The organism is Pseudalkalibacillus sp. NRS-1564 (genome assembly GCF_050467905.1).
GTDB classification, from domain to species: domain Bacteria; phylum Bacillota; class Bacilli; order Bacillales; family Guptibacillaceae; genus Guptibacillus; species Guptibacillus hwajinpoensis_B.
Genome location: NZ_JBITPM010000016.1, coordinates 1 through 25,705, shown reverse-complemented (window position 1 = coordinate 25,705; position 25,705 = coordinate 1). Strand labels below are relative to the sequence as shown.

Below are 25,705 nucleotides of genomic sequence, written 5' to 3'. Positions count from 1 at the left end.
ATGGAAACATATTGTAGAACAAACAATAGTAAAAGTGATTGGAGCAATCACCTACAACTTCCAGAAAGTGAGGCAACTTAGATGAAAGCAACAGGTATCGTTCGTCGTATTGATGATTTGGGTCGTGTTGTCATTCCGAAAGAAATTCGCAGAACCCTCAGGATTAGAGAAGGAGATCCATTAGAAATTTTTGTTGATCGCGAAGGGGAAGTTATTCTTAAGAAGTATTCTCCCATTAGTGAATTAGGTGACTTTGCCAAAGAGTATGCCGAGTCTCTTGCAGAACATTCGGGACACATTGCTCTCATATCTGACCGAGATGTCTATATTACAGCTGCGGGGGGACCAAAGAAAGAGTATTTGAACAAAAGCATTGGCGATTCTGTAGAAAAAGCAATGAATGAGCGAAGAAGTTTACTGAACGAAAGTAAGTCAGAGCTCATTGAAGGTGTTCCTGTTGATACAGGTCACGTGATAGCTCCAATTATAGCGAATGGCGATCCAATTGGTACGGTGATTCTACTTGCAAAAGAAGATGAAAAAGTGACTGAATTGGAACAAAAGCTGTCTGAAACGGCAGCTGGTTTCCTAGCAAGACAAATGGAACAATAAGTATAGAAGAAAATGGAGGCCAATGCCTCCATTTTCTTCGTTTTATGAAGCTTGAAAAGTTTCCCACTTTTATTCATGTGATATAATTCGTACATAAACTGGTACTTTCATTTGGCAGGTGTATATGACAAAAGAAGAAAATCAAAAAGGATTTTGGCAAGGCGCACTTCTGCTAACTGCAGTAGCCCTTTTTATGAAAGTCCTCAGCGCCGGCTATCGAATTCCTTATCAAAATATAACTGGTGACATCGGTTTTTATGTGTATCAACAAATCTATCCATTTTACTCAATCGCGATAATACTTGCTACATATGGGTTTCCTGTAGTGATCTCCCGACTTATTTCAGAAGAAATTGCAAAAAGGGAGTATGAGAAGGCTGAGGAGCTTTCACGGTATAGCTTTTGCGTGCTTGTGATTCTAGGCATTACAGGCTTTATTTTGCTTTATACAGGTGCGCCAGCGGTGGCGGCTTTAATGGCGGATCGAAATTTAGTTGGTCCTCTGCGAATGACGGCATTTTCATTTCTTATTATGCCTGGCATTGCTTCAATCAGAGGTTTTTTTCAGGGGCAGGAAAATGTGGTACCTACTGCATGGTCTCAAGTGACAGAACAATCGATTCGTGTTATCGCTATTCTTGCTATTTCAATTGGTCTAGTAGCGGGCGGAGCGGATGCATATGCGACTGGTACAGGTGCAGCGCTAGGGTCAATATTAGGAGGAGTCGCTGCGCTATTGCTTCTTGTAGTGCTTCGATTTAAAAAACGAGTAGCTAAAATAACGAAAATCAAATTTGAGTCTTTTCGGTTCATTGGCATTGCGCGTAGGCTCCTAACAGAAGGTACGTTAATTTGTGTAAGTGCGCTTGTATTGGTGCTATTTCAGTTAATGGATGCTTTAACGATTGTGCCGGGATTAACTGAGCATGGTCTTTCTTCTTTAGAAGCTCGTGAAACGAAAGGGGTATTTGATCGAGGACAGCCATTAATGCAGGTCGGTACCGTTCTGGCCACATCTCTCTCATTATCGATTGTCCCAGTCATTTCTAAAGCGGCTGCAGAGAATAATGAGATATTGATTCGCGAAAAAGCAGCTCTTGCTCTTAAAGTGAGCTTTGTAATAGGGCTTGCTGCTGCAGCAGGATTGGCCATTATTATGAGTGAGACAAACATGATGTTATTTAAAGATCAATCCCTTTCTGCTACGCTCAGTATCCTTGCCATTGCAATCTTTTTTAGTTCGCTTAGCATGACGGCAGCAGGTGTTTTGCAAGGAGTAGGCTTAGCGAGAAACGCTGCTCGGTATGCTGGAATTGGAATACTAGTGAAGGGATTATTAAACCTTGTTCTAATCCCGCTTATCGGTATTAATGGGGCGGCAGTGGCCACGGTTTTTGGCTTTGTCGTTGTCGCTACGCTCGCCATTCTTGCCGTATATTACAAAGTAGGGCTTCTCCAGTACCAATTTCATTTAAGGCGTGCAGTAACAGCCGTTATGTTCATGAGTGCAGCAGTAATCATTCTGCAACTATTTATCCCCTCCTTCCTTTCTAGGGGGCTTTCAAGCGTTTCAGCACTTGGAGGCGCATTACTCGGAGGCATCGTTTTTGGGTTTGCAACATTAGCGCTGCGGGTGTTTACAGAGAAAGAATTAATGCAATTGCCAAAAGGAGAAATTATTACGATCTATCAAAATAAATTACGGAGAGGGGCATAAGCGATGCCACGTATAACAATTGTAGGAACTGGAGCGGGAGATCTCAGTCAGCTTTCACTAGGAAGTTACCGCACGCTTCAGTCAGCTGAACGGATATTTGCTAGGACGCTTGATCATCCCGTTCTTAGGGAATTGATGGATGATGGGCTATCGATGACAGGGTTTGATGAGGTATATGAAGCGAATGAATCTTTCGAGGAGACTTATCGAACCATTGTTAATCAGCTGTTTCATGAAGCACAAAAAGGATCGCTTGTTTACGCAGTACCTGGTCATCCAATGATGGCTGAAGCAACCGTGCAGCTCCTGTTGGAAGAACAATCTCAACATGGTGTTGAAGTGACTGTTGCTGGAGGTCAAAGCTTTCTTGATGCGCTTTTTACTGCAGTTCGAATCGATCCTATTGAAGGTTGTCAAATTCTAGATGCCACGCGTTTTACAAAGTCTGAGGTTCAGGTACGTAATCACTTAATCTTTGTCCAAGTTTATGATCAATTTACAGCATCGAGTGTAAAACTCACATTAATGGAGCTCTTACCTGACGATTATGAAATTACTGTACTGCAAGCAGCGGGAAGTCGGGATGAGAAAATCGTCTCTGTTCCCCTTTTTGAATTAGATCGTTCGATGGAAGTAAATAATTTAACCGCTGTCTACGTTCCTCCAGTAAAAGAAGAAAATCTTCTCTACCAGGATTTCGGATGGTTACGAAATGTGGTTGCAACACTGCGAGGACCTGGGGGGTGTCCGTGGGATAGAAAGCAGACGCATGAGTCTCTCAAAAAATATTTGATTGAAGAAGCCTATGAAGTATTAGAAGCTATTGATGATCAAGATGAAGAGCATCTCGCAGAAGAGCTTGGTGATGTGCTGCTTCAAGTTATGCTTCATGCTCAGATAGGTGAAGATGAAGGTATGTTTTCTGTGGATGATGTGATTCATAAGCTAAACGACAAATTAATACGGAGGCATCCACACGTATTCGGCGACGAAAATGTGCAAACAGCCGAGGAAGTAGCTGGTGTTTGGAAGCGAGTGAAAGAAGAAGAAAAGAAAATTGCACCATCACAGTTTGATCAGGTACCAAAAGGGCTTCCAGGTCTCATGCGCGCCAATGAAATCCAGAAGGCTGCTGCGAAAGTCGGGTTTGACTGGGACGAAGTTGAACCGATTTGGGCAAAGATTTATGAGGAACTAGCCGAATTTAAAGAAGCTGTAAATGAAAAATCTTTTGATGATCGAGAAGACGAATTAGGCGATTTAGTGTTTGCTGTCGTCAATTTAGCTCGGTACTATAAAGTTGATCCGGAAGTGGCGATCCATCGCACGAATCATAAATTCTTCTCGCGTTTTCAATATATTGAGAATCGGGTAAAGGAAAAGGGACTTGAGATCGAGAATTTATCACTTGAGGAACTTGATCACTTCTGGGATGAGGCAAAAGAAAAAGGAATTTAATAGGGAGCGTTGAAACAAATGAGATTAGATAAATTTCTGAAAGTATCGCGTTTAATTAAACGTCGTTCAATCGCAAAAGAAATTTGTGATAAAGGACGAATTGAAGTGAATGGAAATAAAGCTAAAGCTGGAACAAATGTGAAGGCCGGCGACGAACTGGTGATTTCCTTTGGTCATAAGAAAGTGACGGCCCGAGTTGATGAAATTAAAGAAACAACGAAGAAAGAAGAAGCTAGCAATATGTTTACCATTTTAAAAGAAGAAGCTGCAGGTGAATAAAAAAGATCCGAGAGGGTCTTTTTTTTATTGATGTTCATTTTGAAATTCTCTTTTAATGAGAAGGGAATGGGCTACTTTTTGAATCGTTTTAGCCATCAGAACAGCTTGTTCTAAATGATCTCTTCTTCTCATAGACATGTATCGAGAAGAGGAGGAGAGCGATGGATAATTATTATGAATATGGCACATACGATAAGGCTTCTAACACCCCTGAGCATGATTTAGTTATGAAGTCGCGAAAGTCGCTTGAAATTACAGGTGTGAAGCACGTCGATAGCTTCGATAATGAAGAATTTCTTCTAGAAACAGCAATGGGATTTCTTGCGATCAGAGGGCAGCATTTGAAAATGAAAAATTTAAATGTCGAGCAAGGTCGTGTTTCGATCGAAGGGAAAATCTTTGATCTTAGTTATCTCGATCATCACGAAGGGGAAAAAGCTAAAGGTTTCTTTAGCAAGCTGTTCAAATGACGCTAACGGTGCAATTTTATACGATGGTAGCCATGGTGGCTATGGGGGTGTGGCTTGGTATAGCCATGGATACCTATAGCCGTTTTCTTCATCCAGATAGAAGTAAAAGTTTGTGGCTCTATGCGAACGATATCGTTTTCTGGTTGCTACAAGGGCTGATTATCTTTTATGTTCTCTATCTTGTTAACGAGGGTGAATTACGATTTTATGTCTTTTTGGCCATATTATGTGGTTATGCAGCATATCGGTCCCTTTTTCAACCGTTATATCGCCGTTTACTTGAACGAATCATTTTAATAACTATTGCTATTATTCGTTTTGTGAAGTCTTTATTTATTTATCTTATTTATCAGCCGATAAGGTTCATATTGAAAGTTGTATTTAGCTTATGTATGATGATAGTGAGTATTATGACAACCATTTTTTGGTTTATCTTTAAGTTTTTTTGGGTACCGTTAAAGTGGGGATTCTCGTTGATCTGGCGATTAATACCACAATCGGTACAAATGCCACTAATAAAATTAGCAGGAGTTGCCGATAAAATAAAGAACTACATATACCATTGGTTAACTAAAATACGAAAGTGAGGAGGGAAAAGCTTGGTTACTGCGAATAAGCGTAAGCCTAAAGTTACGGAAGTGCATTCGGAATATCATCAAGAGAAACAGCTACAGGACAAAGTGAAAGAACGAAGAAAGAGAGGTCTTGTACGGCGTCTGACAGCCTTCGCGGTAGCTGCTTTAGCCATAGCTATTCTATTCATCTCCGTATTCACTTCACAGGCAGCAACGATCGAAGAAAAAAACTTACAGCAAAAGCAGGCTGAAGAAGAATTAACGAAACTGAAAGACCAGGAAAAATATTTAACGGAAGAAATTGAGAAACTTAATGACCTTGATTATATCGGTGAATTGGCAAGAAGAGACTACTTTATGTCAAAACCCGGAGAGACAATCTTTAAGCTTCCTTCTTCCTCAAATTGACACGTTGTTTTTTGAAGGGGTATAATTAGCGTACGACTGATCTTTTAAAGATTCTAAGGAGGAGCTTTTTTTACATGGCAATCTAAGTAGGCAGCAAGTTACAGGGAAAGGTAACAGGTATTACAAATTTTGGCGCGTTTGTTGAACTACCAGACGGCAAAACAGGTCTCGTTCACATTAGTGAAGTTGCAGACAATTATGTTAAGGACATTAATGATTTTCTTTCAGTTGGCGATCAGGTTGAGGTAAAAGTCATCCAGGTTGAAAACGACGGTAAAATTGGTTTATCGATTAAGAAAGCAAAAGATCGACCTGCTCCTGAGCGTCCTCAGGGCCGTCCACAAGGTCGCCCTCAAGGTGGAGGAGGCCGTCCACAAGGCGGTGGAAGACCTGGAGGCGGTGGTTTTAAAGGTAAGCCACGCGGTGGTGGCGGACGTCCACCGGTAGAGTCATTTGAGGATAAAATGAGCAAGTTCCTTAAAGACAGTGAAGACCGCCTTTCAACTTTGAAGAAACAAACAGAGTCAAAACGCGGTGGTCGCGGCGCTCGTCGCGGCTAGGGCTTGTTGTCTACTATTTATATTCTATAACAAACCAGGCATGCATTCGCATGCCTGGTTTGTTATATGTGAAGATGTATTCCCTGTCATCTCAGTAAATATTTTTGGTTAATTTTCTTAAGTATTTTGCAGTATAGGATTATACGAAATGAATCTTTTATCGTTGCTGAAGAAGATTATAAGATTTTTATGCAAAAATATTAAAAAGAAGTTGACACAAACTTTCTCGCAATGTATTATATATCTTGTGCTTAAGAAAGCAACAGTCTTATGGCGGTGTAGCTCAGCTGGCTAGAGCGTACGGTTCATACCCGTGAGGTCGGGGGTTCGATCCCCTCCGCCGCTACCATTTTTATTAATTGGCCCGTTGGTCAAGTGGTTAAGACACCGCCCTTTCACGGCGGTATCACGGGTTCGAATCCCGTACGGGTCACCACTTATTAGTAATAACTATTCATTTGAATGTTTGTTATATACATAGTCTGCTAAAAAACACCCTGCATTAATAAAATGCAGGGTGTTTTTTTGTCTTGTCTTTCATGATTTCACTATGAGTCCTAGGATTCATAGTGAAAATAAACGTTATTAATATTCTTTTATTGGTTTTATGAGAGTTTCTTTTCTTTTTTATCTTTAACATTTCGACCTTTTATTTCTAGTTGCTTTTTTAGATAGAAAAGCATGAAAAAGCTTTATCTTTCTAATGAAAATTCATACTCTCCTATAATATGGATCGTTCCAGTTGTTTACAGGTTTCTTGTTCTGTCTACAAGTGATTGACAAGCTTCACTGAAAGAAGTCGAGAAGTTTATATCATACCTGTTCTTTTTTTGACAAAAAGCGAATTTCTATTGTGTTTTAATGATTAACACAAACTGCTTCAAGCAGATCGGTGAAAAAAAGAATGAAAGAAAGCAGGTGGGGGAATGCAAAGCGAACTAGTGATGGAAAGGTCAAAATCGAAGGTGGGCAAATGGATTCACGGAACAAAGAGTCGATTAGAAACGATTCTATTCCAGCGAGGTCTTCTGCTTTTTGTGATTGGGTTCCTACTTGGACGAGCTGTTATCCTTACTCAGGTTACTCCTTTCGCTATTCCTTTTTTTGGCGCAGTATTCTTCCTGAGACGAGAACGTGCACCTATGATTATCGTTGCTTTATTAGCTGGAGCGGTATCAACGGCTAATTTGCAGAATACAGCATTTATAATGTGTGGCATTCTTGTTTTTCTATTCATTAATCGTTTTGTGAAGTTATCTTCCCTTTCTCTTGTTAAGACGTTACCCATACTTGTGTTCTCAACGAGTATGTTGGGACGTCTGATCCTAAGTTTACTTACTGAACGTTCATTAGCTAACACAAATTGGATCCTAGCAGCTGTTGAAGGTGCTCTTGGAATGATACTAACCATTATTTTTATTCAGAGTATACCGGTATTATCTATTAAGAAAAGAACTCAGGCTCTAAAAAATGAAGAGATCATTAGTTTTATCATTTTATTAGCAACGATGTTAACAGGAACAATAGGTTGGGTTGTATATGGTTTCTCAATTGAAAATATCCTTTCTCGGTATCTCGTATTAATTTTCGCATATGTAGGTGGAGCAGCGATTGGCTCAACAGTTGGCGTGGTTACTGGCTTGATACTGGCCCTCGCTAATGTAGCTAGTCTCTATCAGATGAGTATGCTTGCGTTCTCGGGATTACTTGGTGGGTTATTGAAAGATGGTAGAAAAGTTGGAGTTGGTATGGGTTTACTGATCGGTACGTTATTAATCGCTTTATATGGGAGTGGTCCTGAGTTTCTATATCCTAATCTGATGGAGTCTGTGATTGCCGTATTACTCTTTTTCTTCACACCGTCTAAAGTTACTTCACAGCTTTCTAAATATATCCCGGGAACGGTGGAACATGCGAATGAGCAGCAACAATACTTAAGAAAAGTACGCGACGTTACAGCTAATCGTGTCGAACAATTTTCAAGCTTATTTCAGGCTCTTTCTAGTAGCTTTACAGATGCCGATCTTCAAGGTGAAGAACAGTCAGAACGCGAAGTTGATTATTTTCTAAGTCACGTTACAGAAAAGACTTGTCAAAATTGTTTTAAGAAAGAAACTTGCTGGGCGAAAAACTTCGATGCCACCTATGGGTATATGACAGGGATAATGGAGGAACTGGAACAAACGGCGGAATTGACTAACTATAGTCTGAAGAGAGATTTCGATAAGCACTGCATTAAGGCAAATAAGGTGATTGATCTTATTGGAAAGGAGATGAGTCACTATCACGCCAATCGAATGTTAAAAAAACAAGTTCGTGAAAGCCGGAAGATCGTTGCCGATCAATTGCGTGGAGTGTCGCATGTTATGGGGGATTTCGCGAAAGAAATACAAAAAGAGCGTGATAACCTCCACCAACAAGAAGAGCAAATCATGGATGCCATTCAAAGTATGGGTCTGGAAGTAGGACAGGTGGAAATCTACAGCTTAGAAGAGGGAAACGTCGACATTGAGATGAAGATACCTGCCTGCGGAGGGAGAGGAGAAGGAGAAAAGGTCATCGCTCCAATGCTGTCAGATATTCTAAAGGAAAACATCGTCGTGAAAAGAGAAGTGTGTGCAGAACATGAGCACGACACATGTCACCTTTACTTTGGTTCAGCTAAAGATTTTGTGATCGAAACAGGCGTAGCAAATGCAGCGAAAGGAGGAGCTTGGATATCTGGAGACAGTCATTCTACGATTGAGCTAGGTGCAGGCAAATATGCTATTGCGATAAGTGACGGAATGGGCAATGGAGAGAGAGCGCATCAGGAAAGCACGGAAACCATTCAACTCCTTCAAAAAATTCTACATTCAGGAATTGATGAGACGGTGGCGATTAAATCGGTTAACTCTGTTCTATCTTTACGAAATACCGACGAAATATTCTCAACGCTTGATTTAGCCATGATTGACTTACAGGATGCTTCAGCCAAGTTTCTTAAAATTGGATCAATTCCAAGCTTTATAAAAAGAGGCGATCGAGTCATGATGGTGGAATCTGGTAATCTACCGATGGGGATTATTCCAGAATTTGATGTAGAGGTCGTAAGTGAACAATTAAAAGCTGGGGATCTCTTGATCATGATGAGCGACGGTATTTATGAAGGGGTTAAAAATATAGAGAATCCGGAGTTCTGGATGAAGCGGAAAATTAGAGAGCTTTCAACAGATAAGCCACAAGAAATTGCAGACCTCATCATGGAAGAAGTAATTAGGACGGAGTATGGCAGAATTGATGATGACATGACGATTGTAGTGGCAAGAATAAAACGTAATGTGCCTAAATGGTCAACTATTCCAATCTATTCAGCTCCTTCATTCAGGAAGAAAAAAGCGCAGTAGGTAAGTATAAACTCTCCTCCTAAAGGCGATGCTTGTAACAGCAAAAAAGGAGGAGTCGAGATGAAGAAAGGAACGCTAAGACAGATTCTATTAATCACAGACGGATGTTCAAATCAGGGGGAAGATCCGGTTGCAATGGCGGCTCTTGCACGGGAGCATGGAATGACAGTGAATGTAATTGGAGTGCTAGACGAAAACGAGCGGACAGATCATGGACTAAAAGAAATTGAGAATATTGCATTATCTGGCGGGGGCATCCACCAGCTTGTTTATGCTAAGCAGCTATCGCATACGGTACAAATGGTTACACGTAAAGCGATGACCCAGACGATTCAAGGATTCATTCATAAAGAATTGCAATCGATCTTGGGTAGCGAAAAAGAAATAGAAGATTTACCACCTGACAAACGGGGGCAGGTCGTGGAAGTGGTCGATGAACTGGGGGAAACGATGGATCTCGAAGTGTTGATTATGATCGATACAAGTGCGAGTATGCAGCATAAACTTCCTACGGTAAAAGATGCCCTTCTTGATCTTTCAATTAGCCTTCATTCAAGAATCGGTGAAAACGAATATTCTCTATATGCATTTCCCGGGAAACGAAAGCAAGTAGAACGTCTAATGGATTGGACGCCAATGTTGAAAGATATTCATACCATTTTTCCAAAGCTGACATCTGGAGGCATTACGCCAACAGGTCCGGCATTAAAAGAAGCGATCGAAGCTTATCAGAAAAAACGCTCAAAGAGAGGGCTATTAGATGACGGGTACTTCGAAGAATCAGGCAGCTGATGTTTCTCGTGGAACAAGACTAAGTGGGAAATGGAATCAGCAAAGCTACCAAATTATGAGGAAATTAGGTAGCGGGGCACTTGGTACAGTATACTTAGCTGACTCTGCAAGGGGGCGAGTCGCATTAAAATTAGGTACTGATAGTATGTCCATTACGTCAGAAGTGAATGTTCTAAAACAGCTTTCGGTGGTCCAGGGAACAGTTCTTGGGCCGTTTTTCTATGAGGTGGATGACTGGGAGATAAATGGGAAGCGTTATCCGTTTTATGTGATGGAATATATTGATGGTGAACCTCTTTTTACTTTCATTGAACGTAGAGGAAAAGAATGGATTGGGATTTTAATGCTTCAATTGCTCCGTGATCTTTCAGCCCTTCATAAAGAAGGCTGGGTTTTTGGTGATCTAAAACCAGACAATCTTCTAGTAGAAGGATCGCCTCCAACTATGAGATGGCTTGATGTGGGAGGGACGACTTCAATGGGAAGGTCAGTGAAGGAGTTTACGGAGTTTTTCGATCGAGGATACTGGGGGCTTGGCAACCGAGTAGCAGAGCCGTCGTATGATTTATTTTCTGTAGCTATGATCGTAATAAATGCCGCTTACCCTAAGCGATTTGACCGTCCTAAAAAAGACTCAGAAACCTATTTGCTCAATAAAATGGAACAAAGTCATCTGCTAAGGGAGTATAAGCCAATTCTTCGAAAGGCTCTACTAGGGAAGTATATACATGCTCAAGATATGCGACAGGAGCTTTTTTCCCTACTGCAAGGAGATAAGTCAAAGGTCCGTAAACGACCAGAAGCACCTTCTAACTCAAGGGTAGCCTCAAGGCAGAAGCCTCCAAAACGTGTGAAACAAAAGAGCTCAAAATGGATTGAAACCGTACTAATAGTTGCTTTTCTTCTATTCTTCTATACTTTATACTTAGTTGGTCATGTTTTTTAACAGAGCCTATATAAAAGAAAGGTTTGAAAAAGACGTGGTTGGGTTATTAGTACTAAAATGAAATGCTGTTTATCGAGACAGTGAGTGAGAGGAAGACAGAGTTTGTTGCAAGATGTCGAACGTTTTATCCACAAGCATGATTTAATCAAACATGGGGATACGTTAGTTATTGGAGTTTCTGGAGGACCAGACTCTGTTGCGCTACTTCACTACTTAGTAAGTTTAGCTCCCCGATTAAAATTATCAATTGTTGCCACGCATGTGGACCATAGTTTACGGGGAAAGGAATCTGCTGAGGATTTAGCGTTTGTGGAGAGCTATTGTGAACAAGAAGGGATCATCTTTGAAGCTTCTACGGTAGATGTGAATGCTTACAAAAAGGAGCGAAACCTCTCTACACAAGTTGCAGCACGAGATTGCCGCTATGATTTTTTTCGAAAAGTAATGGAAAAACATCATGCTAGCGCTCTGGCCCTTGCTCACCATGGAGACGATCAGATTGAAACAATGCTTATGAGACAGGTTCACGGTAGCTCAGGTTCTGGACTTTCTGGGATGCCGGTCCAACGTCCCTTCTCAACTGGAAAAATCATTCGTCCGTTTCTATGCGTTACAAAGGAGCATCTCGTGAACTATTGTAAGGAGCATTTACTTGGGTATAGGCTCGATCCATCTAATGAGAGCAATCAATATATGAGGAATCGTTTTCGGAATCATGTGTTACCTTTTCTTAAAGAAGAAAATCCCAATGTCCATACAAGATACCAATTATATAGCGAGCGAACTCAAAGTGACGAAGCATTTTTAATGAATTTAGCTAAGGGATATCTCGATGATGTGATCATCGATCAATATGACAAATTTGTGAAGTTGGATAACAAGGCGTATGATTGCCTTCCTATTCCTTTACAAAGAAGAGTGATTCATCTAATATTAAATTATCTTTATACAGGCAATGCTCCTTTTTCTTCTATACATATTGAGGATTTGCGGTTAATGCTCGATTCTGAGCACCCTTCTGCTTCCCTTAATCTACCCCTGGAACTGAGGGCGGTAAAATCTTATACCACCTGTTATTTTTCTTTTGAAACCTTTTTGCAACCAGAACCGTATAAGTATCATCTCCCTTTATGGGGTACTGTCGAAACGCCACTTGGAACGATTACGGCCATTCCAGTTAACGACGTTCCGCAACACCTGACAAGTGATGATCTTATTATTGAGGAGCAATTGCTTCCTGCGGTTGTGCGCTCCAGGCGTCCTGGTGATCGAATTCAGCCAAAAGGCATGATAGGGACGAAAAAGGTAAAAGATATTTTTATCGACCGTAAAATAGACCGTTCAGAACGCGATGTATGGCCAATCGTTGAGGATGTGATGGGCCACACAATCTGGGTCGCTGGAGTAACTCGTTCTGAAAAGGCAACACTGTCTGCAAAAAAGAATCAGCTCGTGCACGTGCACTATGAGAAAAAAACACTTACATAGGTTGGGAGGGCAATACCACTGATGTTAAATGAAATTCAAGAAACACTAATTAGTGAAGAACAGATTCAAGAGAAATGCCGCGAGTTAGGGAAACGGCTTTCAGATGAATACGAGGATCGCTTTCCGCTTGTAATTGGCGTCCTTAAAGGTGCAATGCCTTTCATGGGTGATTTAACAAAGCGGATGACTTGTCATCTTGAGATGGACTTTATGGACGTATCAAGTTATGGCAATTCAACCGTTTCTTCTGGTGAAGTAAAGATAATTAAAGATCTTGATACTTCCGTAGAAGGACGAGACGTTCTTATTCTCGAAGATATTATAGATAGTGGGTTAACGCTTAGCTATTTGATCGACCTTCTAAAATACCGTAAAGCAAAGTCGATTAAGATTGTAACGCTTCTAGATAAGCCTACTGGAAGAAAAGTTGATTTAAAGCCGGATGTGGCAGGATTTATCGTACCTGATGAGTTTGTAGTCGGATACGGTCTTGACTTTGCTGAAAGGTATCGTAATCTTCCGTTTATCGGGATTCTTAAACCCGAGATTTATCAAGGTTAATTTGTTGTAGTCAGTTGTGCCAGTATGGTAAGATAATCTATGGTTTCCTGTTCGTGGGAGGAGGTAAGGAATGAATCGTATCTTCCGAAATACAATATTTTATTTGTTAATATTCCTCGTCGTAGTAGGTGTAGTCAGTTTCTTTAACGGAACAAATAATGACACGAATGTCCTCGATTACGGCGAATTTCAGTCCAAATTGAATAATGGTGAGATTCAAGAGTTAACGTTACAACCTGAGCGTGGGGTTTACACTGTCACTGGTCAATTAGCTGGTGGCGATGAAGACAGCGAAGATGCCAATGCATTCGTAACGAATGTACCTGACTCAGAGAAAGCTGTAGAGAATATCTTAACTGCAGCTGACGAAGGGATTGTAGAATTAACGACAGAACCAGCCCCTGAACAAAGTGGGTGGGTTACATTTCTAACAAGCATCATTCCTTTCGTTATTATCTTCATTCTGTTCTTCTTCCTACTTAACCAGGCTCAAGGCGGCGGTGGCCGTGTCATGAACTTTGGTAAGAGTAAGGCGAAGTTATACAGCGAAGAGAAAAAGAAAGTTACATTTAAAGACGTAGCTGGTGCAGATGAAGAGAAGCAAGAGCTTGTTGAGGTCGTTGAGTTTTTGAAGGATCCTCGTAAGTTTGCTGCAGTTGGGGCCCGTATTCCAAAGGGTGTTCTATTAGTAGGACCTCCAGGTACAGGTAAAACGTTGATCGCACGAGCGGTTGCTGGTGAAGCAGGCGTTCCGTTCTTCTCAATTTCTGGTTCTGACTTCGTAGAAATGTTCGTAGGTGTCGGTGCATCTCGTGTACGTGACCTATTCGAAAATGCGAAAAAGAACGCACCTTGTATAATCTTTATTGATGAGATTGATGCAGTTGGTCGTCAGCGTGGTGCAGGTCTTGGCGGCGGTCACGATGAGCGTGAGCAGACGCTTAACCAACTTCTCGTTGAAATGGATGGCTTTAGTGCAAACGAAGGTATCATTATCGTTGCGGCAACAAACCGTCCTGATATTCTTGACCCGGCACTTCTTCGTCCTGGACGTTTTGACCGTCAAATCCCGGTAAATCGCCCTGATGTGAATGGTCGTGAAGCGGTACTTCGAGTACACGCACGTAACAAACCTCTTAGTGATGAAGTCGATTTGAAAACAGTCGCAATGCGTACACCAGGGTTCTCTGGTGCAGATCTTGAAAACTTGTTGAATGAAGCTGCTCTTGTTGCTGCTCGTCATAACAAGAAGAAGGTTGATATGAACGATATCGATGAAGCGACAGACCGTGTTATTGCTGGGCCCGCTAAGAAGAGTCGCGTGATCTCTGTAAAAGAGAAAAATATCGTTGCTTATCACGAAGCTGGTCATACAATCATCGGTACACAGCTTGATAATGCAGATGTTGTTCATAAGGTTACGATTGTTCCGCGCGGACAAGCTGGCGGTTATGCTGTAACACTTCCTAAAGAAGACCGTTACTTAATGACAAAGCCTGAATTGGTCGATAAAATCATAGGCTTACTCGGTGGGCGTGTTGCCGAAGAAATTACATTCGGTGAAGCAAGTACCGGAGCAAGTAATGACTTCCAACGTGCGACAGCCATTGCCCGTAGTATGGTTACAGAATATGGTATGAGTGAAAAGCTAGGTCCGATGCAGTTTGGATCAGGTTCGGGAGGAAATGTCTTCCTTGGACGTGATATCCAAAATGAACAGAACTATAGTGATTCATTCGCCAATGAAATTGATCTTGAAGTTCAAAAGATCATCAAATCAGCTTATGAGCGTTGTCGTGAAATACTCCTTGAAAATCAGGATAAGTTAAATCTTGTTGCTGAAACGCTTAAGGAAATTGAAACGCTTGATGCTGAACAAATTCGTTCTCTTGTTGAAGAAGGAAAACTTCCTGAAGGTCACCATGCAACTGGTAGTTCAGAAGATGTGAAAGTCAACATCTCTAAAAAGGAAGATAAGCCTGAAACAGATGAAGAACAAGAATAAGTAAGATTGAAAGTAGGATGTCTTAAGGACGTCCTGCTTTTTTATTTATAATAAATCCATGTTTTCTGTGAAATCGATATCTATGGTAATCGTTTTCAAAAAAGAACTTCGTTTTTAATTCCATTGTGTGGTATAACTATAGAGAGCATGATGAAAGTTAAAATTTTTTAATAAGGTGATAATATGATACTTGTGCTTGATGTAGGAAATACAAATATTGTTCTTGGTGTATACGAAGGCGAAGAGTTAACGCATCACTGGCGAATGGGAACAAGCAGAAAACAGACAGAAGATGAGTATGCAATGGTTATTAAAGGACTCTTCTCTCATGAAGAACTTTCTTTTGACGATGTGGAAGGCATCATTATTTCGTCTGTAGTGCCACCTATTATGTTCGCTCTTGAGCGTATGTGCCAGAAATATTTTCATCATAAACCGTTAGTGATTGGTCCAGGAATTAAGACAGGCCTCAATATAAAATATGATAACCCGAAAGAAGTAGGAGCGGATCGTATTGTGAATGCCGTGGCGGGGATTCAATTATATGGAGCACCGCTAATTATTGTGGATTTTGGAACAGCTACAACTTACTGCTACATTGATGAGCAAAAACAGTATGTTGGGGGCGCCATCGCACCAGGCATTAACATTTCGACAGAAGCTCTATACATGCATGCAGCAAAGCTTCCACGAATTGAAATTGCGAAGCCAAATCATATCGTTGGAAAGAATACGGTTAGCGCCATGCAAAGCGGCACGCTATATGGATACGTAGGACAAGTGGAAGGGATTGTTTCTAGGATGAAGAAACATTCTCCGAAGGAACCTACTGTAATAGCGACTGGTGGACTTGCCTCACTTATAGCAGAAGAATGCGATCTTATCGATGTGGTTGACCCGTTTCTAACATTAAAGGGATTACACATAATTTATAATAAGAACAAAGAAGAATTAAACGCATACCGATAAAACGGGGTGCGTTTTTCATTTTGCGTTTTGGGGGAAAATAAAAATAGATACTCTTTTTATCTCTTGTTTTATGGATGGATGTACCGTTTCCCATAATGATATCTAGACTTAGTTAAAAAAGCATTTAAAAAGTAAGTCGCAAGCCACAGATTTATTTAACGAAAGATACTAAAGGGAGAGCAAGTTAGTTTCTCATAATGGAAGTTCTTGAAAAAATATTGTATCGTGTAATTGGGCAATGGCCCATTAGTGAAAGGAGCTACAAACAAATGAATGATTATTTAATAAAAGCACTTGCGTTCGATGGCAATGTAAGGGCTTATGCGATATCTAGTACTGAAATGGTTGCGGAAGCACAGCGACGTCACACTACTTGGCCTACTGCATCTGCTGCAATTGGTCGTGCTATGACTGCTTCCACAATGATAGCAACAGGATTAAAAGGTGAAGAGAAAATCACTGTGAAAATTGAGGGCGGTGGTCCTATCGGAGCCATTGTTGTAGACGCTAACGCGAATGGTGAAACGCGCGGGTACGTAAGCAATCCACATGTGCACTTTGATCTTAATGATAGTGGGAAATTGGACGTTGCGCGTGCCGTTGGACAAGATGGTTTCCTATCCGTTGTAAAAGATATTGGTATGCGTGAAAAATTCACAGGGCAAGTTCCAATTGTCTCAGGTGAATTAGGAGAAGACTTTACGTACTATCTTGTGACTTCAGAACAAGTCCCTTCTGCAGTTGGAGTGGGCGTGCTTGTTAATCCAGATAATACGATCCTTGCAGCAGGTGGTTTTATGATTCAATTACTTCCTGGTGCAGGTGAAGAAACGATTCGTTTTATTGAAAAACGTATTGAAGCGATTCCTCCAATCTCTAAATTGATTGAAGCAGGGAAAACACCTGAAGAAATCTTGAATGAACTTCTCGGAGAAGAAAACATTAAAATTATCGACAATATGCCTGTTCAATTTGAATGTAGTTGTTCCAAAGAGCGCTTTTCGAATGGCATTATGGGGCTTGGCAAAGAAGAGATCAGCAGTATGATTGAAGAAGACGGTGAAGCGGAAACAACTTGTCACTTCTGTAATGCACATTATCACTTCTCGAAAGAAGAGCTTGAAGAATTACACGCTGAGAGCAAAGTTTAATAAGGTTCAAATTGACACTTTTGACCTACGGTGATATTCTTTTAGAAAGAGAATTCCTATAAAAACACTCGGGTTTGAGGAGGCGTGATGATGAGGGTAGCAAATTCTATTACTGACTTAATCGGTCAAACACCTATTGTGAAACTAAATCGCATCACTAACGAGGATCATGCAGAGGTATATTTAAAGCTTGAATTCATGAACCCTGGAAGCAGCGTTAAAGATCGTATTGCACTTGCAATGATTGAAGCAGCTGAAGAAAAAGGCGAATTGAAACCTGGTGATACATTCGTAGAACCAACAAGTGGTAATACAGGTATTGGTCTTGCTATGGTTGCGGCTGCAAAAGGTTACCAGGCTGTTCTTGTTATGCCAGATACTATGAGCATGGAACGTCGTAACCTGCTGAAGGCGTATGGAGCAAAGCTTGTCCTTACTCCTGGTTCTGAAGGTATGGGCGGAGCGATTCGTAAATCAGAAGAACTAGCGAAGGAACATGGTTATTTCATGCCTCAGCAATTTAATAACGAAGCAAATCCGGAAGTGCACCGTCGTACGACTGGTCAAGAAATTGTTGATCAGATGGACCAGCTTGATGGATTTGTGGCAGGTATTGGCACTGGTGGGACAATTACTGGAGCAGGCGAAGTGTTAAAAAAGCATTTCCCTTCAATCAAGCTATACGCGGTTGAACCAACAGATTCACCTATTCTATCCGGAGGCAAGCCTGGCCCACATAAAATTCAGGGGATTGGTGCAGGTTTTGTACCGTCAGTTTTGAATACGGATGTATATGATGAAGTCGTTCAGGTTCAAAATGAACAGGCTTTTGAATGGGCTAGAAAAGCTGCACGAGAAGAAGGTATTCTTGGAGGCATTTCTTCAGGCGCGGCGATTTATGCAGCGCTTGAGGTAGCAAAGAAACTGGGTAAAGGAAAGAAAGTGCTTGCTGTGATCCCAAGTAATGGGGAACGTTACCTCAGCACACCTCTTTTTCAATTTGATGAAGATTAAGCAACTCTAAAAACAGTCCTTAACGGGCTGTTTTTCTTTTTAGTTTTTTGAAGTGTTGATTTTTTACTATTCTAAATGAACGCTAATTAAATTAGACCGTCTATTAATTTATTTATTAGAGACAACGAAAAGCAAAATGAAAAGGTGAGTTTTTCCAAAAGGGTGTTCGGAAGAGTTTGGGGAATATAAAAAGGATGAAGCAACGAAAGACTTCATGTAGAATAGAGGCATAAACAGGGCGTACGCTTAGCTTTTGATAGGGTGTGAAAAATTTGCCGGAACAACTAGAGAAAACAACACGGTTTTCAATTTTTGAAACTCTCGAATTAAGTGCGGATGAGTGGTTTTCAGGGTATAAATCTTTTATTGAAGGCCGCGATGAACATATTTTATTGGATAGTACACGTGGTGGTCGATATAGCATGTTTGGTATTAAGCCTATTGCGAGCCTGTATGGACACGGCACTTTTCTTACGATTGATGAAGTAGGAAAAGAACCGAAAACGTTAGAGGGTAATTTACTTGAGTTGATGCAACACTGGATGGAACGGAATGTGTCGATCGTGGATGAACGCTTACCTGACTTTCAGGGTGGGGCAATGGGGTTTCTGAGCTATGATATTACGCGTCAAATTGAAAAACTTCCTGATATAGCATCAGATGACCTGGAGCTTCCTGAACTTTTCTTTGTTGTGTATGAAGATGTTGGCGTATATGATCACACTACGCAAACACTATGGTTTATTGCGCAAGTTGAAGAGGGAAATAAAGAAGAAGGTAAGCGGCGTCTCGAAGCTTATAAGGAGAAGTGGGTACAACATAGTGAAGCAAGTTCTACTGTGTGTGATTCTTATTCGAAAGCAACAACACAGACCTTTTCAATGAGTCAAGAGTCATTCTCTATTGCCGTTCGAAAAGTACAGGAGTATATTTCAGCTGGAGACGTTTTTCAGGTCAATCTTTCTTTAAGAGAGTCAAGAAGTCTCCACACAGCCCCTATTTCTATTTACGAGACGCTTAGAACAATTAATCCATCTCCGTATATGTCCTTTATTCATACTCACTCATTTGATCTTGTGAGTGCGTCACCAGAATTACTTATTAAGAAAAAGGGACAAGAATTAAGTACAAGACCAATTGCAGGGACGAGATCACGGGGAAAGAATGACGATGAGGATGAAGAATTGGCACGTACCCTTATTGAGAATGAGAAAGAGCGCGCCGAGCATGTGATGCTTGTCGATCTTGAGCGAAATGATCTGGGGCGCGTTTGTGCCTATGGAACGGTAGAAGTAGATGAGTTTATAGTGATCGAGAAATATTCTCATGTGCAGCACATTGTTTCAAACGTTCGTGGTATTTCATCACCTGAGGCGACAGCATTTGATGCTATTAAAGCCACTTTTCCAGGGGGGACAATCACGGGCGCCCCTAAGGTTCGAACAATGGAAATTATTGAAGAACTTGAGCCTGTTCGCCGAGGGGTTTACACTGGATCTATCGGATGGATTGGATTCAATGATGATATGGAATTAAATATTGCTATTCGAACTATGGTCATTAAAGATAATATTGCTCACGTACAAGCCGGTGCTGGAATTGTAATTGACTCTAATCCCGAAGCGGAGTACAAAGAGTCATTAAAGAAAGCAAGAGCATTATGGAAAGCGAAAGAGTTAAGTGAAGAGATTAGCAGAGATTAGCTTAGAGGAGGAAACAAAATGATTTTAATGATTGATAACTACGATTCATTTACGTATAACCTTGTGCAATACCTTGGAGAAATGGGAGAAGAGCTAGTTGTAAAAAGAAATGATGAGATAACTATTCAAGAAATTGAACAGCTTCGTCCGTCATTTATTATGGTTTCTCCAGGACCGTGTAGTCCTGATGAAGCGGGAATTAGTATGTCTGTTATTCAGCACTTTGCCGGTAGCATACCGATATTCGGTGTTTGTCTTGGTCACCAGTCGATTGCGCAGGTATTTGGTGGAGATGTTATTAAAGCCGATCGACTTATGCATGGGAAAACATCCCCGATGCATCATGATGGACGATCAATCTTTAAGGGGCTTGAGAACCCGTTTACTGCAACGAGATATCATTCATTAATTGTCAAAAAAGAGACATTACCGGACTGCTTTGAGATCAGCGCCTGGACACAGGAAGGCGAAATCATGGCAATTCGACATAAAGAGCTTGCGATTGAAGGGGTTCAGTTCCACCCTGAATCGATTATGACTGGTATAGGGAAAGCTTTGCTTAAGAACTTTATAGATGAGCACCGAAAAGAGCCATGTTTATAAACGTTAACGGAGAACTTATCGATGAAAAATCAGCTGTTATACCAGCTTATGATCACGGTTATCTCTATGGCGTAGGAGTTTTTGAGACGTTTCGAACGTACGATGGACATCCCTTTCTATTTGAAGATCACTATAATCGACTTTGTGATTCCTTAAATGAACTTCAAATCGCACTACCTTTTACAAAAGAAGGGCTTCTCTTTGAGATAAGGCGAACGATTGATGTAAATGGCATTAAAGACGCATATGTTCGCTTAAATGTTTCTGCTGGAGAAGGAGAGATTGGTCTGAGGACGGAACCCTACATTAGTCCAACGGTGATTATTTATTTGAAAGAAATAGGCGAACCAGTGCGAAAAGAAAAGCGTGGTGTGATTCTTTCGCTTAGGCGAAATACGCCTGAAGGCCCTGTAAGACTTAAATCACACCACTATTTAAATAATATTCTTGCAAAAAGAGAAGTTGGAAATGATCCTTCAGTGGAAGGGATTTTTCTCTCACAAAGAGGAAAGCTTGCTGAAGGAATTGTTTCAAATTTATTCTGGTTTAAAAACGGCATTCTTTACACCCCGGACCTTACTACAGGAATTTTAAATGGCATTACGAGACAATATGTGATGGACGTAGCAAGAAAAAAAGGGATGTTAGTCAGGGAAGGTAACTTCGAGAAAAAGGAAATTCTTGAAGCGGATGAAGTGTTTGTTACAAATTCTATTCAAGAGATCGTGCCATTATCTAAGATTGAGCATAAATCTTTACCAGGACTTGAGGGTCATGCGACAAATGAGCTCATCCTTCAATATGAACAACACCGCACTTCGTTAATGAGTCGAAATGAATGCTAGCTGAGAACATATGTACGAAAAGGAGTGAGCCGTTTGTCGACGGTAATAGATAATCATAAAAAACACCCAATGGTGATGAAATGGCGGAATGGATTCATTGACTGGAATGAAAAAACCTGGGTTATGGGTATTCTGAATGCTACCCCCGATTCGTTTTCTGATGGTGGAGAATATAACACCACAGTTCAAGCAGTAGCGCATGCTCTCCAACTTGTTGAGGATGGCGCGGACCTCATCGACATTGGCGGTGAATCTACCCGCCCAGGGGCTACAATAGTTCCGATGGATGAGGAGTTGAACCGTGTTATTCCAGTTATCAAAGCTGTGCGTCATACTGTGGACGTTCCTATTTCTATTGATACTTATAAAGCGGAAGTGGCTAACCAAGCAATATTAGCAGGAGCGGATATTATTAACGATGTATGGGGAGCTAAGGCGGACCCTGATATGGCAAGGGTGGCAGCGGAACATAATGTACCAATTATTCTTATGCATAATCGGTACGACACGAATTATGCGGATATCATGCTTGATATCAAGTCTGACATTGGAGAAAGTATTGAGATAGCTCGTTCTGCAGGTGTACGCACTGAAAACATCATTCTCGATCCTGGAATTGGATTTGCAAAAACTCATGAGCAAAATCTTGAAGTTATGAGGAGACTCGATGAATTTTCTTCTCTTGGATATCCTGTTTTGCTTGGTACATCAAGAAAATCGATTGTTGCTAGAACATTGAATACGCCGCCGAATGATCGAGTAGAAGGTACTGGAGCGACAGTTTGTCTCGGGATTGAAAGAGGCGTTCAAATTATCAGAGTTCATGATGTAAAACCAATGGTACGTATGGCTCGTATGATGGACGCTATGCTTAAACCACAGCTTAATTAAACAACAGGAGAGTGAATGATATGGATAAGATCTATCTAAACGGAATGAAATTTTACGGTTATCACGGCGTTTTTCCTGAAGAAAATAAGCTTGGTCAGCGTTTCTATGTTGATTTGGCCCTCGAAACAGATCTATCCAAGGCTAGTAACTCTGATGATTTAAATTACACTGTGAATTATGCAGACGCGTATAATTCAATCAAATCAATTGTTGAAGGAACGCCAAGAAAACTAGTTGAAACTGTTGCTGAGGAAATAACAAAAAAGATGTTTCAAGAATTTGAGATTGTCGATGCTTGTACGGTGAAAGTGACTAAACCGGATCCTCCAATCGATGGTCAATATGATTCTGTTGCAATCGAGATGAAGAGGGAACGTAATGAATAGTGTATATGTTGGTATTGGATCCAATGTAGGGGATCGAGAAAACTATATCAAAACATCTTTATTAAGACTTCAAGAGTACCCGGGTGTAGAGATCACATCTACATCCTCGTTATATGAAACCGCTCCTGTAGGCGTAACAGAGCAGGGTGCTTTTCTTAACATGGTGGCTTTGCTAGAAACAGAATTGAATGCATTTCAGCTGCTCGAAATTCTTCAAGGGATTGAGCAGTCTCTAGGTAGAGAGCGCGACATTCGATGGGGTCCAAGAACAATAGACCTTGACATTTTGCTCTATAATCATGAGAATATTGTAGCAGAAGGTCTGGTCATTCCTCATCCTCGTCTCATTCAAAGAGGATTTGTGGTTATACCTCTTCACGAATTGAGTCCTGATATTATTATTCCAACTACCAATAAGAGAATTGATTCCTATTTTAATCATATAGAAGATAAAGAAGGTGTACGTCTATGGAAGCGGAGATCTACGGAAGACGTATTCGCGCTTTTCGAAAGTTGAAGGGTTATACTCAGGAACAGCTTGCGAAGGAACTCGGTGTTTCGGTATCTGTACTAGGAGAGATCGAGCGAGGGAACCGAAGACCTACAAATGATTTTATGCAGCTAGTAGCTAAGCAGCTCAGAGTTCCGCTTGAGGAACTTTTTCCTTTAGAACACAACTGAATAATGAAGTGAAGCGTGTTAACGATTGGTGATGTTGCTTTATCGCACGGCTCAATACCTTGAAACCGGAAAGATTCTGGGTATCCTATGGCTAAAGAGAAGATTGATGTAGCAATGCTTCATCTTAATCGCCTTTTAGAGCTTAAAGGAGAAAGAGTCACCGTTCACGAAATAGGTAAACATGTTGAATAATACTCAATAGAACTTCGCGGTAACGATAAGGTTCTTTATCAAATCAATGTAACGACTACGAGAGATGGTCTTGCTGAATTACTATGCGGGTTTATTGCAGAGCTTGAATCTAGACAGGCAGTTTGACTTTCTAACTAGCGCTTCACCTTTGCCATGATACACCCGGCGCGTTTGTCATAAGTTTTATATAAGTGAATGCTTGCTATTCATGATGCTTTCCGATAAAGTTATAGCGGGATAAACATAGATTTGACAGGAGTGATAGAGATGAGTCAGGAGCTTGAACTGAATGACCTTCTTAAAGTAAGAAGAGAAAAGCTTGACGTTCTGAAAGAGAATAATATTGATCCATTCGGACATCGGTTTGATCGTTCTCACTCAGCTAGCAAAATGCTAGAAGAGTTCGATTCTTTTTCAAAGGAAGAATTAGCTGAACAAAGCAAGGCAGTATCCTTAGCTGGAAGAATTATGACTAAACGCGGAAAAGGAAAAGCAGGATTCGCGCATATTCAAGATTTAACTGGTCAAATTCAGCTTTATGTTCGTAAAGACACTGTTGGAGATGATCAGTATGATCTTTTTGACTCAATGGATATTGGAGATATCATTGGTGTAAGTGGTGAAGCGTTCAAAACAAAAGTCGGGGAACTCTCTGTTAAAGTGAGTGACCTTCATTTGCTTTCAAAATCACTACGTCCATTGCCAGACAAATTCCATGGTTTGAAAGATGTAGAACAACGCTACCGTCAGCGTTATCTTGATTTAATAATGAGTCCTGACTCTAAAGAAACGTTCATCGCAAGAAGTCGCATCATCCAATCGATGAGACGTTATCTTGATGACCAGGGTTTCCTAGAAGTTGAAACACCAATGATGCACTCTATTCCTGGCGGCGCATCAGCACGTCCTTTCGTTACACACCACAATGCTCTTGATATGGAGCTTTATATGCGTATTGCCATTGAACTACATCTAAAGCGATTGATTGTAGGTGGCATGGAGCGTGTATATGAAATCGGAAGAGTTTTCCGAAATGAAGGTGTTTCTACACGACACAATCCTGAATTCACAATGCTTGAGTTATACGAAGCTTATGCGGATTATAAAGACGTCATGTCCTTAACAGAGCAAATGGTTGCTCACATCGCTAAAGAGGTAACAGGCTCTACAATGATTCAGTACGGTGATTATGAGATTAACCTCGAACCAGAGTGGAAAAGAGTGCATATGGTTGAGGCTGTTAAAGAAGCAACAGGTGTCGACTTCTGGAAAGAGATGACGGATGAAGAAGCGCGCAGTATCGCTAAGGAACATGGTGTCGAAATCAAAGAGACAATGGAATTCGGACATGTCGTAAATGAATTCTTTGAACAGAAAGTTGAAGAAACGCTCATTCAACCTACTTTTGTATATGGACATCCGGTGGCTATTTCGCCTCTAGCTAAGAAAAATCCTGAAGATGGCCGTTTCACAGATCGTTTTGAGTTGTTTATCGTAGCTCGTGAACACGCCAACGCATTTACTGAGCTTAATGATCCAATTGATCAAAGAGAACGGTTTGAAGCGCAGCTTGTGGAGAGAGAGCAAGGTAATGACGAGGCCCACATGATGGACCATGACTTTATCGAAGCTCTTGAGTACGGTTTACCACCAACCGGTGGTTTAGGTATTGGAATTGATCGGCTTGTAATGCTTCTAACAAATTCTCCTTCTATTAGAGATGTTCTTCTATTCCCTCAAATGAGAAATACGGAACGATAGAAGGTAAAAGCCTTTAGAATGAAGTTCGTTTATCGAACTTCATTCTTTTTAGTTTTTCTAAAAAGAATTCAAAAAAGGGGTTGCGTATCCAAAGTAACCCTGATATAGTTATATAGGTCGCCGCAACAACGCGGTTGACGCCGAAAAGAATTTCAATAAAGTTGTTGACGTTGACTTTATTAATATGGTATATTAATAAAGTCGCTGAAAACGACATTGAAAGAAACAAATCGATCTTTGAAAACTGAACGA

At 40.8% G+C, this 25,705-nt stretch carries 26 protein-coding genes and 2 tRNA genes; 27 read left to right on the top strand and 1 reads right to left on the bottom strand.

Annotation, left to right across the window (positions count from 1 at the left end; all coding sequences use genetic code 11):
* Window positions 1-81: 81 nt before the first annotated feature.
* The 27 genes from spoVT (at window position 82) to lysS (ending at window position 25,453) form a co-directional block, all read left to right on the top strand.
* Complete coding sequence (spoVT, locus tag ACIFPW_RS08505) at window positions 82-612, top strand: stage V sporulation protein T (RefSeq protein WP_194222601.1); 531 nt, start codon at window positions 82-84, stop codon at window positions 610-612.
* 124 nt (window positions 613-736) lie between these two features.
* The gene (locus tag ACIFPW_RS08500; protein ID WP_430243489.1) at window positions 737-2,329 is read left to right on the top strand and encodes a putative polysaccharide biosynthesis protein; all 1,593 of its coding nucleotides are present in this window, start codon (window positions 737-739) and stop codon (window positions 2,327-2,329) included.
* Between the two features lie 3 nt (window positions 2,330-2,332).
* Window positions 2,333-3,787 (top strand): nucleoside triphosphate pyrophosphohydrolase, encoded by a 1,455-nt coding sequence (gene mazG / locus ACIFPW_RS08495; RefSeq protein ID WP_430243487.1) that lies wholly within the window; start codon window positions 2,333-2,335, stop codon window positions 3,785-3,787.
* Between the two features lie 18 nt (window positions 3,788-3,805).
* A complete protein-coding gene (locus ACIFPW_RS08490; RefSeq protein WP_194222604.1) occupies window positions 3,806-4,066 on the top strand; it encodes an RNA-binding S4 domain-containing protein in 261 nt (86 codons plus the stop codon).
* A 161-nt stretch (window positions 4,067-4,227) separates the two neighbouring features.
* A complete protein-coding gene (gene yabP / locus ACIFPW_RS08485) occupies window positions 4,228-4,536 on the top strand; it encodes a sporulation protein YabP (protein ID WP_194222605.1) in 309 nt (102 codons plus the stop codon).
* Window positions 4,533-5,123 (top strand): spore cortex biosynthesis protein YabQ, encoded by a 591-nt coding sequence (gene yabQ / locus ACIFPW_RS08480; protein ID WP_430243485.1) that lies wholly within the window; start codon window positions 4,533-4,535, stop codon window positions 5,121-5,123. The genes yabP and yabQ overlap by 4 nt, the downstream gene beginning before the upstream one ends.
* 12 nt (window positions 5,124-5,135) lie before the next feature.
* Complete coding sequence (locus ACIFPW_RS08475; RefSeq protein ID WP_226616861.1) at window positions 5,136-5,519, top strand: FtsB family cell division protein; 384 nt, start codon at window positions 5,136-5,138, stop codon at window positions 5,517-5,519.
* A gap of 119 nt (window positions 5,520-5,638) precedes the next feature.
* Entirely contained in the window at window positions 5,639-6,079 is a 441-nt protein-coding gene (locus ACIFPW_RS08470) for a S1 domain-containing RNA-binding protein (protein ID WP_430243523.1), read from the top strand.
* Between the two features lie 272 nt (window positions 6,080-6,351).
* A tRNA-Met gene (locus tag ACIFPW_RS08465) sits at window positions 6,352-6,428 on the top strand.
* A 12-nt stretch (window positions 6,429-6,440) separates the two neighbouring features.
* Window positions 6,441-6,515: transfer RNA gene (locus ACIFPW_RS08460), tRNA-Glu, on the top strand.
* 490 nt (window positions 6,516-7,005) lie between these two features.
* Window positions 7,006-9,465: a stage II sporulation protein E gene (gene spoIIE, locus ACIFPW_RS08455; protein ID WP_430243483.1), complete on the top strand. Its 2,460-nt coding sequence runs from the start codon at window positions 7,006-7,008 to the stop codon at window positions 9,463-9,465.
* Window positions 9,466-9,525: 60 nt separating this feature from the next.
* Window positions 9,526-10,257, top strand: coding sequence for a VWA domain-containing protein (locus tag ACIFPW_RS08450; RefSeq protein ID WP_430243481.1), 732 nt, complete (start codon window positions 9,526-9,528; stop codon window positions 10,255-10,257).
* Window positions 10,226-11,203: a serine/threonine protein kinase gene (locus ACIFPW_RS08445; protein WP_430243479.1), complete on the top strand. Its 978-nt coding sequence runs from the start codon at window positions 10,226-10,228 to the stop codon at window positions 11,201-11,203. The genes ACIFPW_RS08450 and ACIFPW_RS08445 overlap by 32 nt, the downstream gene beginning before the upstream one ends.
* Before the next feature lie 102 nt (window positions 11,204-11,305).
* Entirely contained in the window at window positions 11,306-12,691 is a 1,386-nt protein-coding gene (gene tilS / locus ACIFPW_RS08440; protein WP_430243477.1) for a tRNA lysidine(34) synthetase TilS, read from the top strand.
* A gap of 21 nt (window positions 12,692-12,712) precedes the next feature.
* A complete protein-coding gene (gene hpt / locus ACIFPW_RS08435; RefSeq protein ID WP_098445932.1) occupies window positions 12,713-13,252 on the top strand; it encodes a hypoxanthine phosphoribosyltransferase in 540 nt (179 codons plus the stop codon).
* Between the two features lie 70 nt (window positions 13,253-13,322).
* Window positions 13,323-15,257 carry an ATP-dependent zinc metalloprotease FtsH gene (ftsH, locus tag ACIFPW_RS08430; RefSeq protein ID WP_430243475.1) on the top strand — a complete coding sequence of 645 codons (1,935 nt, stop codon included), beginning with the start codon at window positions 13,323-13,325 and terminating at the stop codon, window positions 15,255-15,257.
* Window positions 15,258-15,440: 183 nt separating this feature from the next.
* On the top strand, window positions 15,441-16,226 hold the full coding sequence (locus tag ACIFPW_RS08425; protein ID WP_430243474.1) for a type III pantothenate kinase: 786 nt from the start codon (window positions 15,441-15,443) through the stop codon (window positions 16,224-16,226).
* A 269-nt stretch (window positions 16,227-16,495) separates the two neighbouring features.
* Window positions 16,496-17,377, top strand: coding sequence for an Hsp33 family molecular chaperone HslO (gene hslO / locus ACIFPW_RS08420; RefSeq protein ID WP_430243472.1), 882 nt, complete (start codon window positions 16,496-16,498; stop codon window positions 17,375-17,377).
* An 87-nt stretch (window positions 17,378-17,464) separates the two neighbouring features.
* Entirely contained in the window at window positions 17,465-18,391 is a 927-nt protein-coding gene (gene cysK / locus ACIFPW_RS08415; protein ID WP_430243470.1) for a cysteine synthase A, read from the top strand.
* Between the two features lie 308 nt (window positions 18,392-18,699).
* On the top strand, window positions 18,700-20,094 hold the full coding sequence (locus tag ACIFPW_RS08410; RefSeq protein WP_430243521.1) for an anthranilate synthase component I family protein: 1,395 nt from the start codon (window positions 18,700-18,702) through the stop codon (window positions 20,092-20,094).
* Between the two features lie 18 nt (window positions 20,095-20,112).
* Window positions 20,113-20,697, top strand: a complete 585-nt coding sequence (pabA, locus tag ACIFPW_RS08405) for an aminodeoxychorismate/anthranilate synthase component II (protein WP_430243468.1) — start codon at window positions 20,113-20,115, stop codon at window positions 20,695-20,697.
* The gene (gene pabC / locus ACIFPW_RS08400) at window positions 20,688-21,542 is read left to right on the top strand and encodes an aminodeoxychorismate lyase (RefSeq protein WP_430243466.1); all 855 of its coding nucleotides are present in this window, start codon (window positions 20,688-20,690) and stop codon (window positions 21,540-21,542) included. The genes pabA and pabC overlap by 10 nt, the downstream gene beginning before the upstream one ends.
* A gap of 69 nt (window positions 21,543-21,611) precedes the next feature.
* Window positions 21,612-22,433 (top strand): dihydropteroate synthase, encoded by an 822-nt coding sequence (gene folP / locus ACIFPW_RS08395; RefSeq protein ID WP_430243519.1) that lies wholly within the window; start codon window positions 21,612-21,614, stop codon window positions 22,431-22,433.
* Window positions 22,434-22,453: 20 nt separating this feature from the next.
* On the top strand, window positions 22,454-22,819 hold the full coding sequence (folB, locus tag ACIFPW_RS08390; protein ID WP_194222620.1) for a dihydroneopterin aldolase: 366 nt from the start codon (window positions 22,454-22,456) through the stop codon (window positions 22,817-22,819).
* A complete protein-coding gene (folK, locus tag ACIFPW_RS08385; protein ID WP_194222621.1) occupies window positions 22,812-23,336 on the top strand; it encodes a 2-amino-4-hydroxy-6-hydroxymethyldihydropteridine diphosphokinase in 525 nt (174 codons plus the stop codon). The genes folB and folK overlap by 8 nt, the downstream gene beginning before the upstream one ends.
* Window positions 23,288-23,500, top strand: a complete 213-nt coding sequence (locus ACIFPW_RS08380) for a helix-turn-helix domain-containing protein (RefSeq protein WP_283153205.1) — start codon at window positions 23,288-23,290, stop codon at window positions 23,498-23,500. The genes folK and ACIFPW_RS08380 overlap by 49 nt, the downstream gene beginning before the upstream one ends.
* A gap of 459 nt (window positions 23,501-23,959) precedes the next feature.
* Entirely contained in the window at window positions 23,960-25,453 is a 1,494-nt protein-coding gene (gene lysS / locus ACIFPW_RS08375; RefSeq protein WP_430243464.1) for a lysine--tRNA ligase, read from the top strand.
* A gap of 13 nt (window positions 25,454-25,466) precedes the next feature.
* Here lysS and ACIFPW_RS08370 read toward each other — a convergent pair.
* Window positions 25,467-25,705: hypothetical protein (locus tag ACIFPW_RS08370; RefSeq protein ID WP_430243462.1), on the bottom strand; the 239-nt coding region annotated here is incomplete at its 5' end.

Bases quoted from the DNA above. Each gene is read 5' to 3' on its own strand.
- spoVT (WP_194222601.1), top strand. From the start codon at position 82: ATGAAAGCAACAGGTATCGTTCGTCGTATTGATGATTTGGGTCGTGTT.
- ACIFPW_RS08500 (WP_430243489.1), top strand. From the start codon at position 737: ATGACAAAAGAAGAAAATCAAAAAGGATTTTGGCAAGGCGCACTTCTG.
- mazG (WP_430243487.1), top strand. From the start codon at position 2,333: ATGCCACGTATAACAATTGTAGGAACTGGAGCGGGAGATCTCAGTCAG.
- ACIFPW_RS08490 (WP_194222604.1), top strand. From the start codon at position 3,806: ATGAGATTAGATAAATTTCTGAAAGTATCGCGTTTAATTAAACGTCGT.
- yabP (WP_194222605.1), top strand. From the start codon at position 4,228: ATGGATAATTATTATGAATATGGCACATACGATAAGGCTTCTAACACC.
- yabQ (WP_430243485.1), top strand. From the start codon at position 4,533: ATGACGCTAACGGTGCAATTTTATACGATGGTAGCCATGGTGGCTATG.
- spoIIE (WP_430243483.1), top strand. From the start codon at position 7,006: ATGCAAAGCGAACTAGTGATGGAAAGGTCAAAATCGAAGGTGGGCAAA.
- ACIFPW_RS08450 (WP_430243481.1), top strand. From the start codon at position 9,526: ATGAAGAAAGGAACGCTAAGACAGATTCTATTAATCACAGACGGATGT.
- ACIFPW_RS08445 (WP_430243479.1), top strand. From the start codon at position 10,226: ATGACGGGTACTTCGAAGAATCAGGCAGCTGATGTTTCTCGTGGAACA.
- hpt (WP_098445932.1), top strand. From the start codon at position 12,713: ATGTTAAATGAAATTCAAGAAACACTAATTAGTGAAGAACAGATTCAA.
- ftsH (WP_430243475.1), top strand. From the start codon at position 13,323: ATGAATCGTATCTTCCGAAATACAATATTTTATTTGTTAATATTCCTC.
- ACIFPW_RS08425 (WP_430243474.1), top strand. From the start codon at position 15,441: ATGATACTTGTGCTTGATGTAGGAAATACAAATATTGTTCTTGGTGTA.
- hslO (WP_430243472.1), top strand. From the start codon at position 16,496: ATGAATGATTATTTAATAAAAGCACTTGCGTTCGATGGCAATGTAAGG.
- cysK (WP_430243470.1), top strand. From the start codon at position 17,465: ATGATGAGGGTAGCAAATTCTATTACTGACTTAATCGGTCAAACACCT.
- pabA (WP_430243468.1), top strand. From the start codon at position 20,113: ATGATTTTAATGATTGATAACTACGATTCATTTACGTATAACCTTGTG.
- pabC (WP_430243466.1), top strand. From the start codon at position 20,688: ATGTTTATAAACGTTAACGGAGAACTTATCGATGAAAAATCAGCTGTT.
- folP (WP_430243519.1), top strand. From the start codon at position 21,612: ATGGTGATGAAATGGCGGAATGGATTCATTGACTGGAATGAAAAAACC.
- folB (WP_194222620.1), top strand. From the start codon at position 22,454: ATGGATAAGATCTATCTAAACGGAATGAAATTTTACGGTTATCACGGC.
- folK (WP_194222621.1), top strand. From the start codon at position 22,812: ATGAATAGTGTATATGTTGGTATTGGATCCAATGTAGGGGATCGAGAA.
- ACIFPW_RS08380 (WP_283153205.1), top strand. From the start codon at position 23,288: ATGGAAGCGGAGATCTACGGAAGACGTATTCGCGCTTTTCGAAAGTTG.
- lysS (WP_430243464.1), top strand. From the start codon at position 23,960: ATGAGTCAGGAGCTTGAACTGAATGACCTTCTTAAAGTAAGAAGAGAA.